The following is a 14,220-nucleotide window of genomic DNA, read 5'->3' as shown; positions in this document are numbered from 1 at the left end:
CCGGTGCTAACGAAGCACCGGTTTTTATTTACGCCACAGGGACTAACGTTTCATTCTAGAAGAGCAAGCCACAAATTATTTAACATTTCGGCGGTAAAACGCTGGACGTTGATTAAATATAGTGCTAACTTTTCTTCAGCGCTCATCCGAGCAGCGTTCTGCTTACGCCCACATCAGGGTGATATCAAATCTAAACTAGAACAGAGTGACTTTAAGTCCTGTAAGCGAAGTTCAAGCACAAAGACCCACCAGTATGAATTTAACTGAATTAAAGAACAAACCAATAAGCGAGTTGGTTAACCTGGCCGAGGAGATGGGCCTGGAAAACATGGCGCGCGCCAGAAAACAAGACATCATTTTCTCAATCCTAAAGACACACGCAAAAAGCGGTGAAGACATCTTTGGTGATGGGGTACTAGAAATTTTACAGGACGGTTTCGGCTTCTTACGCTCAGCTGACTCTTCGTATCTTGCAGGACCAGACGATATTTATGTATCGCCAAGCCAAATTCGACGCTTTAACTTGCGTACCGGTGATACGATTGCCGGGAAAATTCGTCCACCGAAAGACAGTGAACGATACTTCGCCCTGCTAAAAATCCGCGAAGTTAACTTCGACAAGCCTGAAAATTCACGTAATAAAATCCTTTTTGAAAACCTTACACCGCTTCACGCAGCAGATCGCTTGCGCATGGAACGTGGTAATGGCTCAACAGAAGACATTACGGCTCGTGTACTAGATTTGGCGTCGCCAATCGGTAAAGGCCAGCGTGGTCTTATCGTAGCGCCACCTAAGGCCGGTAAAACGCTTCTTCTTCAGAATATTGCTCAGTCAATTGCTGCTAACCACCCAGATTGTGAGTTAATGGTATTGCTTATTGATGAGCGTCCGGAAGAAGTAACCGAGATGCATCGTCTTGTTCAAGGTGAAGTCGTTGCTTCAACCTTCGATGAGCCAGCAAGTCGTCACGTACAAGTTGCTGAAATGGTTATCGAGAAAGCCAAGCGTCTTGTTGAACACAAAAAAGACGTGGTTATCCTGCTTGACTCGATTACTCGTCTTGCTCGCGCTTACAACACGGTTATCCCATCATCAGGTAAAGTACTTACCGGTGGTGTTGATGCGAATGCTCTTCACAAGCCTAAGCGCTTCTTTGGTGCTGCCCGTAATGTTGAAGAAGGCGGAAGCTTAACGATTATCGCAACAGCGCTTATCGATACCGGCTCTAAAATGGACGAAGTTATCTACGAAGAGTTTAAAGGTACAGGTAACATGGAATTACACCTTAATCGCAAAATCGCGGAAAAACGTGTATTCCCGGCTATCGACTTCAACCGCTCTGGTACCCGACGTGAAGAACTGCTTACAGCGCAAGATGAACTACAGAAAATGTGGATCCTTCGCAAAATCGTTCACGAAATGTCAGAAATTGACGCAATGGACTTCCTTATCAGTAAGTTGTCGATGACCAAGACAAACGATGAGTTCTTTGACGCAATGCGTAGACAAAAGAGTTAATAGAAACTTAGTAATAAGTTGATATTTAAAGAAAAGGCGCCACTCGGCGCCTTTTTTATTCCCTGCATCGATAAAGCACTTTTCTTATACTTCCGTCTAATACCCTCAGTCTTGTGAATGGGGTATTTTCGTTTGCTTATTGATTTTTAACAGCAATCGTTAGTTCAATGGTGTGTTCTCCCTTGAGATGATTTACTCTGTCTAAAAAACACCAAAGGAAATAATAGTTATGTACCAGAAATTGCTGTCACTCGCATTTGCAGGGTTGGCCTCTGTGTCAGCTGCTAATGCCGCTCAGATCAATGTTGATGAATTAGCGAATAAAGTCGAGCCTGATGTAATTAAATGGCGTCATCACTTTCATGAATTTCCTGAATTATCGAATCGCGAGTTTAAAACCGCTGAATATGTTGCTGACTACCTTGAAAGCCTAGGTTTAGAAGTGCAGACCGGTGTGGCAAAAACGGGTGTGGTAGCTATTTTAGACTCGGGCAAGCCAGGTCCTGTGGTTGCATTACGTGCAGACATGGACGGACTTCCTGTAAAAGAGCAAAACGATTTGTCCTACCGCTCAAAGCAGATGGGCGAATACAACGGAAAAGAAGTGCCGGTTATGCACGCCTGTGGTCACGATACTCACATGGCAATGCTCATGGGCGCGGCAAAAATTCTTACCGAAATTAAAGGCGACCTGAAAGGTAAAGTGAAGTTTATCTTTCAGCCAGCAGAAGAGGGCGCACCCGCTGGAGAAAAAGGCGGTGCGGAAGTTATGGTTGCTGAAGGTGTACTTAAGAACCCTGATGTAGACGCTATTTTTGGCCTGCATATCAATGCTAACACCGATGTGGGTAAAGTGCGTTATAACGCGGGTGGCACCATGGCCGCGGTAGACCCATTTAAAATTGTTATTCACGGTAAGCAAGCCCACGGCGCTTATCCTTGGAAGAGTGTTGATCCAGTGGTTACCGCTGCGCAAATGATCATGTCAATTCAGACTATAGTAAGTCGTGAGTTGAAATTGATTGACGATGCAGCGGTGGTGTCTATTGGCTCTATTCACGGCGGTAACCGTTCAAACATCATTCCAAATGAAGTAGAAATGGTTGGCACAATTCGTACACTCAATGAAGCCGCTCGCGATCACATTTACGAGTCGCTTCCGCGCAAAGTAAAGGCTATTGCTGAAAGTATGGGCGCAGAAGCTGAACTTACGCTACCGCTAGATTACTATTACCCCATTACGTACAACGACCCAGAGCTTACAAAAGCCATGCTGCCTACTATGCAGCGTACCGCAGGCGTTGAAAACACGCTGCTTTCTAAGCCGGTCACGGGTGCGGAAGACTTTTCATTTTTCCAAGAGCAAATTCCAGGTTTATATGTTTGGGTAGGCGGTAAGCCATTAGACGTCTCTGAAGAAGATAGCCCTGCTCATCACACACCGGAATTTTATGTTGATGATGAAGGCATGAAATTAGGCGTGAAGCTTCTAACGAACTTTACCCTAGATTACATGGCTCAACACTAAATCTATTCGCCGGAGACATGCGTTGAAAATTGGCAGTATTTCATTTTCTTTTTCATGGTCTCTGGCCCTTCAAGCACTACTTGTATGTGTGTTAGGTGCGGGTCTTAATGCTCTCAACCCACCCTTTGATAGTACAGGGATAGCTACATTTGGTATAGGTGCGGCAGTCTACGCTTCACTTCGGTTTTCTCCTTTTATTTCCATTCCTATTGCACTTGTTGTCAGCCTTCCCTTATGGCTTAACGACGGGAGCATAGTTGGAAAGGAAAGCCTTACTCTACTGCCCATCGTGCTTAGCTTTTTTGGCTATAACAAGTCGCTTAAACAGGTGATAAAAGTAGGCGCAGGCTTTTGGTCTATTGTCTTTCTGCCCATTCTTGTTTTAGAGCATTCTCTTTATGATGGCGATAACGCAAATATGCTGTTTTCGGGTGTGCTGGTCACCTGGGTAAGCGGTGTATTTGGTCTTGTAACCGGACACTTTTCGTATTTGGCAGTCCACGGGCTTAAGCGACAAACATCAAGTAAGTCCGAGCGGGTTACGCTGCATTTTCTTTTTGGGTACTTCTTTTCCGGTTGCTTCTTCGTTGCTTCCATGGCAGTAATTTATTTGTCGGTAAGTCTGTTTCAAAAACAGCAAGAAAGACAAATTCACAGTTACATGTCGCAGCGGGTGAATGTGCTGGAGTTCCAACTTTCGAATTTTATTCAGCAACACCAAAGTGCCATTATTAGTGCAGCGCAAGTGTTGTCTAGCGAGGTATCAAACAGCGATTTCGATAATGCAGCGGTGACAAATTTGCGGGTGTTGGCATCGCACAATCCAGAATTTTTGACCTTCCTCATTGCAGATGACAATGGCGATCTTACCCACGCTTACCCGCCTAGCCTGTTGGATAAGGCAAGACAAAGCGGCTTGTCAAATGTGGCTTACAGGCCGTATTTCTTTGAAGTCATGCAGACAGGTAAACCATTCCTTTCAAATGTATTTCAAGGCCGAGGTTTTGGTAACGATCCAATTGTAGCCTTGTCAGCCCCTATTACAGATGCAGATGGCACTCCAAAAGGTATTGTAGAGGGCTCTTTATCGTTAAAGAGCTTTTCTGCTATTGATAACCTAAGCTTGGGTGGTTTTTTGATGCTCATTGAGGATCAAAAAGGCGAAGTTATCTATGCATCTAAAGGCCTGAAGATGAAGCCACTCACTAAAGCACCTTTTTATATTTGTGAACCTGATTGTGCTGTTGAGGTGGAGAACGGGCCTCAGGGGAAAACATGGTTGAGGTTAGCGAAAGATATGCCTTTTGCTAGCTGGAAAGTTAGCTATTACTTCGACAAACGACTGCTAATGGCATCAATGAGTAATTATTTGCTAAAAGACTTGCTGCTGCTATTGGCATTATCTGCATTTGGAACATTCACCGGGTACGTAGTTGCAAAAATGGTCGGCGCGCCTATTCGTCGCCTTGTTCGCTATATTTCCGAATTCGACCCCACACAAAAAGAAGGTGTTAAAGCACCACAAAGGGCACTGCACATTCAAGAGCTCTCGTCGCTAAGCGATGAGTTCGTGAGTTTAGAAGCCCGATTGCTCGATGCATTTGAAGAGCTAAAGGTTGCAAGAGAAGTAGAGCAAAGCCTGAATGTCGAGCTAGGGGAATTGAATCAGTCTTTGGAAAAGCGCATAGAAGAGAAAACCGAGCACCTTGCGTTAGCGCTTAAAGAAGCGGAAGCCGCGAATGTGGCGAAAACGCAGTTTCTCGCCAACATGAGTCACGAGATTAGAACGCCAATGAATGGCATTATTGGCTCATGTGAATTGATGCTCGAGAACGAGTTGCCGGAAAATGTTTCGGCTAGAGCCAAAACAATTTCACGCTCTGCTAGCAATTTACTTATCATCCTGGACAGTATCTTAGATTGGTCGAAGATTGAATCGGGTAAAATGCTTACCGATATTCAAAGCTGTGCCATTCGCGAGTTACTTGAAGCTTCTTGTGACCTCTACCGTCACGCTGCGCAAGTAAAAGGGTACGATATTGCTTTGTATATTAATCAGGGCGTACCTAACGCACTGAACATTGATGCAGGGAAGGTGAGTCAAATCATCAATAACTTACTTAGTAACGCGATTAAGTTCACCAGTGATGGTGTCGTGACGGTTAACGTCAGCTATGCCCACCAAGGACTTAAAATTTCGGTTAGCGATACGGGAATAGGCATTGCTCCCAACAAACTACGCCTTATTTTTGATAAGTTTGAGCAAGCCGATCCGTCCACCACTCGAAATTTTGGTGGCACAGGATTAGGTTTGGCCATTTCTAAAGGTTTGGTTGAGCTTCTTGGTGGAGAGCTTTATGTTGAAAGTGAACTGGGTAAAGGAACAAGCTTCACCTTCCACATTCCTGCCACAGTAAGTGAAGAAAAAGAGCATGCAGAAAATGAGGTGATTCCGTCATTACCTGATGGATTACGGGTTTTATTGGCTGAAGACAACGACATTAATGCTGAAATCGTCATGGACATGCTCAAATCGTCCAACATCAAATGTATTAGAACGAAAAACGGGCAAGATGCTGTTAAGGCCGAGAAGAGGCACGATTTCGACGTAATTTTAATGGATTGCCAAATGCCGATCATGGATGGTCATACAGCATCGAAACTTATTCGAAGTGAAGGCAGGAATAAGGACACGGTCAGGATCATCGCCTTAACCGCCAATGCGTTTATCGAAGACAAAAATGCCTGCTTAGAAGCAGGCATGAATGCGCATTTAAGTAAGCCTATTCGAAAGCAGGTTCTATTTGACTGTATTGCCCGTGAACTTGCTAGCGTTTGAGGCTACATCAGTGTTATCGCTCGGCGCTTCGCTAACGAATCGCAGTACAATATACCCTAAGCACGCCGAGACAAGAGAGCCGGTTAAAATGCCCACACGCTCGTCAAAAATTTGATTGATACCTGTCTGTGCAAAGGCCAGTCCCCCAATGAATAAGCTCATTGTAAAGCCAACGCCGCAAAGTAGCGCACAGCCATAGATATGCTTGAAGTTAAGATCCTCTGGTAACTTAGCCAGCTTTAACTTCACCATTAAGTAGCAAAAACCGAATACGCCAATTTGTTTACCCACAACCAAGCCAAGAAAGATCCCAAAGGTAACAGGATGAAAAATACCCTCCGGACTGATGTTACCAAAACTTATGCCGGCGTTAGCGAAGGCGAATAAAGGTAGGATCGCGAAACTCACCGAGCCATTCAAACCGTGCTCTAGTCGCGTTACCGGAGAATAAGATTCGTCTTTCTCATCCCGCATAGGAATAAAGCCAGCAAGTACGACACCTGCCAGTGTGGCGTGAACGCCTGACTTCAACATGGCTACCCACAGAATGATTCCCACAAAAACATAAGGCGGAATATCTACCACATTGCGTTTATTCATTTGCCACAACAGCAATAAACAACCTGCAGCAATATACAGCGCACCCGCGGTAATGTGCTCGGTGTAAAACAGGGCAATAATTACGATAGCACCGATATCGTCAATAATAGCCAGGGTGACTAAGAAAACTTTCAGGCTCGTAGGTACTCGACTACCTAGTAGCGCCAAAATACCTAACGCAAACGCGATGTCAGTAGCGGCGGGAATTGCCCACCCTGCAATGGCTACGGGGTTGTCCCAGTTGATGCCTACATATATCAAGGCGGGTAGTGCCATACCACCTACAGCACCCGCTGCGGGTAAAATAATATCTTTGGGATTGGCCAATTCACCTTCGCAGATTTCCCGCTTCAGTTCCAGACCCACGTGAAAAAAGAACACCGCCATTAACCCGTCGTTAATCCACAGCAATAATGGCTTATCGATAGCCCACGTACCGGCTGATATTTGTACCGGCATACTGATTAAATGATCGTAAAGCGTATCTAGGGGAGAATTAGCAATAATGAGCGCAAGAATCGTTGCACCCATTAACAATATGCCGGGAGCGGCTTCGCGATTTAAGAAGTCAGAGACCACGTCTTGTACTTCTTCTATCACCTCATCAAGTACGTCGGGTTCGTGTTTATCTGTCATCAATAACCTCTAACGCCCGTTCATGGTCAACGTCGCAAAATGTGGAAATAAAAGCGTTCGTTAATCCGTGTAGTCAGGCAACTTTTCTACATAAATTAATTATAGTTAATACGACTGACAGCGAAGAGATAGATCACCCTTATAAGAGAGTAGCCTCAACAACCCTTAAGCGAGTGGCGCTATAATTGACGCCATTTACGGTGGGATTTTGAACGGTTTTACGCTACAATCGCGGCCTTTCCAAGGTTGTCCACTTTACCTACCCCGAGGATCTCTAGATGGCAAAAGTCGCGATTGTAATGGGTTCAACTTCAGACTGGCCTACTATGCAGCAGGCCGCAAAAATGCTGAAGTCGTTTGGTGTTGAATTTGAAGCGAAGGTGGTGTCGGCGCACCGTACACCCAACTTGCTAGTAGAGTTTGCAGAAAGCGCTGCAGATGAAGGTTTTAGCGCAATCATTGCTGGCGCAGGCGGCGCAGCTCACTTACCGGGTATGATTGCTGCACACACGCATTTACCTGTGTTTGGCTGCCCGGTTAAATCAAAAGCGCTCAACGGATTAGACTCACTGCTTTCTATCGTTCAAATGCCGAAAGGCGTTGCGGTAGGTACACTGGCAATAGGTGAGGCTGGTGCAGCAAATGCGGGTCTTCTCGCGGCACAAGTTGTTGCGCTGCAAGACGAAAGCGTACGCAATGCCGTTATCGCTTTTAGAAAATCGCAAACTGATACGGTACTTGCTTCAAGCAATACGTTGGAGCTAGATGAATGAGAGTAGTCGTTTACGGCGCAGGCCAACTTGCTCAAATGATGTACCTGGCGGGTAGCCCGTTAGGTATTGACGTTCAAGCTGTGGACGTAAACAACGATACCGTTGTACATCCAGTTAGCAAAACCCCTCTTGAAATCTCACTTGCTCAAGCATTAGAAGGTGCAGATGCTCTTACCGTAGAATTTGAGCATGTACCTGAAAGGCTTCTTGAAGACGCGGCGAAAACAAACAAGTTGATGCCAAATATCGACAGCATTCTCGTTGGCGCCGATCGCGTACGTGAGAAAAAGCTGCTTGAAAGCATGCAGGTGGCAAATTGTGAGCACCAAATAGTTACCGACCTTGCCCAGTTAGACGATTGCGTAAAGCAGTTGGGTAGCAAACTTATTCTTAAGGCTAGCCGCGATGGCTATGACGGATATGGTCAATGGCGTCTAAGTGATGAGGCTGACTTACCTGAACTAAAAAATGCCCTTCAGGGATTAGATTTGCAGACCGTGCCTTTAGTGGTTGAAAAAATGGTGGCTTTCGACAGAGAGTTGTCATTAATCGGTGTACGCAATGCTAATGGCGACGTACGCACCTATCCACTTGCTGAAAATTTGCATCACCAAGGTCAACTTCATGTGTCGGTTGCGCCAGCGACTAACGTTGATGATGCACTTCAGGCCCAGGCTCACGATATTTTTGTGAAACTTGCTGAGGGTATGAACTACGTCGGTGTGCTGGCTGTGGAACTATTCCAAGTAGGCGACAAGCTACTTGTAAACGAACTTGCTCCTCGTGTACATAACTCCGGGCACTGGAGCCAGTCGGGCGCTGTAACCAGCCAGTTTGAAAATCACTTACGTGCAGTCTGTGGATTGCCTCTTGGTGACACGTCAGCCATTGGCCCAAGCGCTATGGTCAACATTATTGGTTGCAGCAGCTTCTCGCGCGATTTGCTAAGCATCGATGGTAGTCATCTTCACTGGTACGGAAAATCTGTTCGTGAAAAGCGCAAGATGGGACACATCAATGTCACCACGAATAGTTATGAAAGCTTGGGTGAAAAGCTCATGGCATTGAGCAAATATTTACCGCTTGAGTACTTCCCAAAATTAGTTGGTGAAGCAACGCGATTAAAAGGTTGACACCCACGCGTTTATCGCTAGAATACGCATCCGCTGTCTAGGCAGCGGTTTTTAAAGTGTGCCGACTTAGCTCAGTTGGTAGAGCAACTGACTTGTAATCAGTAGGTCGCCAGTTCGATTCCGGCAGTCGGCACCATTTTTCTTTTTTCCTATGCCAATCTTACGTACACTTGCTTACGGGTATTCATTCGGAGCAGACTGTATGTCATTTTTTTCCAAATCACTTAAACCGTTAGTTATCGTAACTGGCTTATTTTCTTTAAGCATGTCTGCGACTATTTACGCGCATGGCAATGACCATGATAACCATCACATGCCAAAAGAGCAGCACAAGCACGCCAGTAAGCAATCAGAAGTAATGGTAATGAATGGTTATGCCAGAGCGACCTTTGCTTTGGCAAAAACCGGCGCAGTGTACTTTACTTTGCATAATCATGGTGACAGCGATAAAACACTGACGTCTGTTTCAGTATCAAGCGATGTAGCAAGTGAAGCGCAAATCCACACAACGGTGATGGAGGAAGACGTGATGAAAATGCGTGAGCTAACTGACGGCGTTATAATAAAAGCGGGCGAAATGGCCTCTTTTGAATCAGGCGGCCGTCATATCATGTTGATGGGGCTGACCAAAGGATTAGAAGAGGGCAGCGAAGTAGCACTAACCCTCACATTTAGCGATGGGAGTGAACTACCGGTTTTGCTACCTGTTAAAAAAGAAGCGGGCGAAAGCCACCATCACCACCATTAATAGAGTGGCTGAGGCAGAATGTATAAAGTCATCGATTAATGCGATGAATGCAATCAACTAAACCGTTAATCTAAATCAAAATTTCTGTAGTACTATTAACTTATATTATTTAAACCAAGATTTTTCAGCGCCGATGAATGGACTGAAGGTAAATCTAAAAAGGGTTTTAACGTTAAGGAGTGTGACATGAGCAAGATTGATATTGGTATTTCTGAGAGCGATCGTAACGCAGTAGCAGAAGGTCTTAAAAAGCTATTGGCCGACTCTTACACTTTGTACCTTCAAACGCATAATTTTCACTGGAATGTAGAAGGTCCGCAGTTCCGTGAATTGCACCTAATGTTCGAAGAGCATTACACAGAGCTTGCCGAAGCGGTAGACGAAATTGCAGAGCGTATTCGTACTCTAGGTGTTGCTGCACCGGGCACATATAAGTCGTTCGCTGAGCTTAGTTCAATTGAAGAAGTGGAAGGTGTACCTGAAGCGACGGAAATGGTGAGATTGTTAACTCACGGTCATGAGCAAGTTGTGAAAACCTGCCGTGAATCGTTAAAGCTAGCGCAAGACGCAGACGATGAGTCATCTGCAGCGTTAATTGGCGATCGTATGCGCGTTCATGAAAAAACTGCGTGGATGCTTCGTGCAACATTACCGAAGTAAATCGCTATATAAGTGCGGTGACAGTGATTTAACATAGGCTTAATCGGCCAGTCACCTTTATCGCATAAGCAAGTAAAATTATCACAAAGGGTACAGCAGCGCTGTGCCCTTTTTTGTATACTGCCTTCCACTAAGAATAATAGAAGAAGCCTGTGTGAACGCGCACACGGCTTTTTAAAATGAGGCTCCTAGCGATGAAACCATCAACTATTTTAGCTGTACCATTCAAACCTGTGAGCGCGCTAGCGCAGTCACTTACTTGTGTATTGGCGCTTACGATCAGCCAATCCGCTTTAGCTCACGGAGATCATAAACATGGCGAAGCGCATGAAATCACCGACAGCGATATTACCGTAACCACGCTCGCTGGAGGGCTTGTTCATCCTTGGGGAATGGCATTTTTGCCAAATGGCGATCTGCTAGTTACGGAACGTGAAGGTGGCATTCAGCGTTTATCAAAAGACGGTAAGTTGTCAGGACGTCTAGGTAATGTGCCTAAGGTGGTTGCGCAAAACCAAGGTGGTATGTTGGACATCGCTATCGACCCGGATTTTGCCAGCAACAACACTATCTACTTCTGTTACAGCAAAGTGAGTGAGGTTGAGGGCAAGCCGGGCAGCAGTAGCAGTGTTGCAAAGGCTAAGCTTACCGACTCAGGCCTTGAAAATGTTGACGTTATCTTTAGTGCCGACTCAATTGTGGATAACGGCTTTCACTTTGGCTGTCGTTTAGCGTTCGATGCTAAAAAGCACTTGTACATCACCATGGGCGACCGCTACAAGTACATGAAAGAAGCGCAGAACACCGATAACCACTTCGGTAAAATTGTACGCATAAACCGTGACGGCAGCGCAGTAGAAGATAACCCATTCACAGACGGCAAAGCCCCTGAAATATTCAGCTATGGTCACCGCAACGTGCAAGGCGTTACTATTCATCCTGAAACTGGTGCGGTATGGGCGATGGAGCATGGCCCGAAAGGTGGTGATGAAATCAATATCCTTGAACGCGGTGCAAACTACGGTTGGCCTGTGATTACCTATGGTGTTGACTATAGTGGCGACATTATCAGCGACAAAACCCATATGGATGGCATGAAGCAGCCTTGGGTGTATTGGGACCCATCAATTGCGCCAAGCGGCCTAACTTTCTACCAAGGTGAAATGTTCAAAGAATGGAACGGGGATGTACTGGTGGGGTCGTTGAAGTTTACTCACCTTCGTCGCATAAAAGTAGAAGATGGAAAGCCCGCAGAGCAGTTTGAATATGTTCGTGACAATCACGCCCGTATTCGCGACGTTGAAGTTGGCCCAGAAGGTGCCATTTACTTACTGACCGACGCACCGAACGGCAAAGTATTAAAGTTAACCAAATAGCATAATACCAGTCCGCATAGATAAGTGCTCACTCAGAAGGCGCTGGCAAGCTTCATAGCGAAGCGTGGGAATGCAGGAATGGCTGTTCCCTTTCAAATTCTGGTATAAGACGCAGAATGAGAAAAGGCGCCACTTCATTGTTATTGTAAAATGAAGTAAGCGCCTTTTTTATTTATAAGGACATCGGGTCTCGTATTGACTTATTCGCCGTCGTTATTCTTCTTGTAGCGTTCAAACCACGCCACAATATTTCCTACTTTCTGTATCAAGCGAGAAGGGCGGCTTGCAATGCCGTGTGAAGCCCCTGGAATTCGTACCATTGCAGCATCGACACCTTGTAACTTCAACGCTTGATAATACTGCTCTGTCTCGCTAATTGGCGTACGGTGATCGGCTTCACCGGTTAGCAGCATAGTGGGTGTTACTACGTTGCCCACTAAGCTCAAAGGGCTACGCTGCCATAACTTATCCGCGATAGTCCATGGCATATCTGCCATCCAGTAGTTGCTAAAGTACGGGTACGCGTCGGCAGTCAATGAAAAGCTCATCCAGTTAATAACCGGCTTCGCCACAACAGCTGCACTAAAGCGGTCAGTTTTACCAATGGACCATGCGGTAAGGGTTCCGCCGCCTGAGCCGCCAGTAATAAACAGATTCTCTGAATCTATATAGCCTTGCTTAACAACCGCGTCTACCACATCCATTAGGTCGTTATAATCTTCTGATGGGTAGTTATGGTGGATCAAATTACCAAAGTCTTCACCGTAAGAGCTACTGCCCCTTGGGTTGGACCATACAACCACATAACCTTGCGCGGCCATTAGCTGAATTTCCATGGCAAAGTGAGGGCCGTAGGCTGCATGTGGGCCGCCATGAATTTCTAAAATTAGCGGGTATTTTTTGCTGCTATCAAATCCTGGTGGCAAAGCAATCCATGCGTCGATAGGTAGCTCGTCCACACTTGATACTACGGAAAGGTCTTGTACTTCTGCCAGCGTTTTATGACCAAGTGCATCGCTGTTTAAATCGGTAAGTTGTGTATCGTCTTTGCCTTTTTTATAAAGCGCCAGGTCGCCAGGCACAGAGCGGCTTGCCGTGGTGTAAACAATATCGCCTTTATCACTAACTGCGAAGTCGCCCGACGTGTAAGGGCGTCCAAACGCTTGTCCACCTATGCTAACGTCGATAGGTTTCACATCGCCTTTCAGGTTCACTGCAGCAAGTTTCGTTTCGCCGTGATCAAGGTAAGAAAAGATTAATCCTCGGCTGTCTTTGCGCCACTCAAATTTGCCTAAGCTTCTATCTAGTGACGTAGTTAAGCGGCTGATGTCACCACTTTCAAGCTCAAGTACCACAAGGTCGCCATTCTGATAAGAAAGCTTTCTGTCGTTGAGCTGAGTAAATGCAAGGTATTTTCCGTCGGGACTCAAGGTTGGTCTACCTTCAGGCCCTTCGATATCGGTAACTTGTTCAACTGCCGCTGTATTCACATTCACTTTATAGATGTCGCTAAACAAAGGGTGCAGCGCGTAGTCTTCTCGTTGTGGTGTGGCGAAATAAATCCAGTCATTCTCTTTAGAGAAAGAAAGGGTGCCGCCGCTAGGGAATTTTCCAGTTGTTAACTGACGCGGCGTACCGCCTTCAACAGGCAGAACAAATATCTGGTCAAAGCCTTCACGCAAGTAGCCTCTTCCGTCACCTCTATACTGCACCGCATCAATATAGGTGCCTTGGTCAGCCCACTTTGCTCCTTTAGGCTTGCTCGGCATGCCGGTAAACAATGGCTTTTGCTTTTCTTCGGTAAACTGGGTGAAGGCTAAGGTTTTGCTGTCATGAGACCAGGTTAACTGACGAGGTGCTTCGCTGGTGTTGGTCAAGCGCACAGACTGCATGGTATCTAAGTAATAGAGATGGATTTGTGCGCGGCCGTTGACCGATTTTGTATATGCCACCATTTTACCGTTGGGCGATAAGGTAGCCTGTGACAAGTTTTCATCTACACCAATAAACGGGCGATGCTCACCGGATTTAATATTTACTTGCCAAAGTCGGCTTTGTCTTCCGTCAGTCATGACATCCATGCTCTGACGAGAATAAATTACCGTATCCTTATTAAGAAACTGTGGGTTGGCCACAAATTCTAAGTTAAAGGTGTCATCGTATGTCAGCGCATTTAAGCTAGTCGAATCAGAGGCAGATTCCTGCAATGCATTGGCCTGACTTATACCTAAAACCAATAGTGATAATGCAGTCGAGGTAACACATAAGCCTTTTCGTACTGGTCGAAGGGCGAAACGAGACGCAAACATCGTTGTTCCTTTTGTTATTGTTTTTTGCGCTGAGCGCGATAGGTAGAATGTTCGCTGTCGTGTGCTTAGCGTAAATCCTAACGCAAATGTAGCAACCTG

Annotated in this window: 10 protein-coding genes and 1 tRNA gene; 9 read left to right on the top strand and 2 right to left on the bottom strand. The window is 45.8% G+C overall.

Annotated elements, in window-relative coordinates:
* The first annotated feature begins 253 nt into the window (after positions 1–253).
* From rho to MHM99_RS02815, 3 genes are all read left to right on the top strand, one after another.
* Complete coding sequence (rho, locus tag MHM99_RS02825) at positions 254–1,519, top strand: transcription termination factor Rho (RefSeq protein ID WP_014948094.1); 1,266 nt, start codon at positions 254–256, stop codon at positions 1,517–1,519.
* A gap of 229 nt (positions 1,520–1,748) precedes the next feature.
* On the top strand, positions 1,749–3,047 hold the full coding sequence (locus tag MHM99_RS02820; RefSeq protein WP_014948095.1) for an amidohydrolase: 1,299 nt from the start codon (positions 1,749–1,751) through the stop codon (positions 3,045–3,047).
* Between the two features lie 22 nt (positions 3,048–3,069).
* Positions 3,070–5,886, top strand: a complete 2,817-nt coding sequence (locus tag MHM99_RS02815) for an ATP-binding protein (protein WP_239218054.1) — start codon at positions 3,070–3,072, stop codon at positions 5,884–5,886.
* On the opposite strand, the gene nhaA is transcribed toward MHM99_RS02815, so the two are convergent.
* Positions 5,848–7,122 carry a Na+/H+ antiporter NhaA gene (gene nhaA / locus MHM99_RS02810; protein WP_014948097.1) on the bottom strand — a complete coding sequence of 425 codons (1,275 nt, stop codon included), beginning with the start codon at positions 7,120–7,122 and terminating at the stop codon, positions 5,848–5,850. The genes MHM99_RS02815 and nhaA overlap by 39 nt on opposite strands.
* A 278-nt stretch (positions 7,123–7,400) precedes the next feature.
* Between nhaA and purE the strand changes: the two genes are divergently transcribed.
* From purE to MHM99_RS02780, 6 genes are all read left to right on the top strand, one after another.
* Entirely contained in the window at positions 7,401–7,895 is a 495-nt protein-coding gene (purE, locus tag MHM99_RS02805) for a 5-(carboxyamino)imidazole ribonucleotide mutase (RefSeq protein ID WP_014948098.1), read from the top strand.
* Positions 7,892–9,028 (top strand): 5-(carboxyamino)imidazole ribonucleotide synthase, encoded by a 1,137-nt coding sequence (locus tag MHM99_RS02800; RefSeq protein WP_014978177.1) that lies wholly within the window; start codon positions 7,892–7,894, stop codon positions 9,026–9,028. The genes purE and MHM99_RS02800 overlap by 4 nt, the downstream gene beginning before the upstream one ends.
* Positions 9,029–9,088: 60 nt before the next feature.
* Positions 9,089–9,164 (top strand) — tRNA-Thr (locus MHM99_RS02795).
* A 66-nt stretch (positions 9,165–9,230) separates the two neighbouring features.
* Positions 9,231–9,776 (top strand): copper chaperone PCu(A)C, encoded by a 546-nt coding sequence (locus MHM99_RS02790; protein WP_014948100.1) that lies wholly within the window; start codon positions 9,231–9,233, stop codon positions 9,774–9,776.
* Positions 9,777–9,962: 186 nt separating this feature from the next.
* On the top strand, positions 9,963–10,436 hold the full coding sequence (locus MHM99_RS02785) for a Dps family protein (protein ID WP_014948101.1): 474 nt from the start codon (positions 9,963–9,965) through the stop codon (positions 10,434–10,436).
* 194 nt (positions 10,437–10,630) lie between these two features.
* Positions 10,631–11,812, top strand: coding sequence for a PQQ-dependent sugar dehydrogenase (locus MHM99_RS02780; RefSeq protein WP_239218052.1), 1,182 nt, complete (start codon positions 10,631–10,633; stop codon positions 11,810–11,812).
* Positions 11,813–12,012: 200 nt separating this feature from the next.
* Here MHM99_RS02780 and MHM99_RS02775 read toward each other — a convergent pair whose 3' ends face one another.
* Positions 12,013–14,121 (bottom strand): S9 family peptidase, encoded by a 2,109-nt coding sequence (locus MHM99_RS02775; protein WP_187446953.1) that lies wholly within the window; start codon positions 14,119–14,121, stop codon positions 12,013–12,015.
* Positions 14,122–14,220: the final 99 nt, after the last annotated feature.

The organism is Alteromonas sp. MmMcT2-2 (assembly GCF_022348305.1).
Lineage (GTDB): Bacteria > Pseudomonadota > Gammaproteobacteria > Enterobacterales > Alteromonadaceae > Alteromonas > Alteromonas macleodii.
This window is presented reverse-complemented; position numbering and strand designations above follow the sequence as displayed.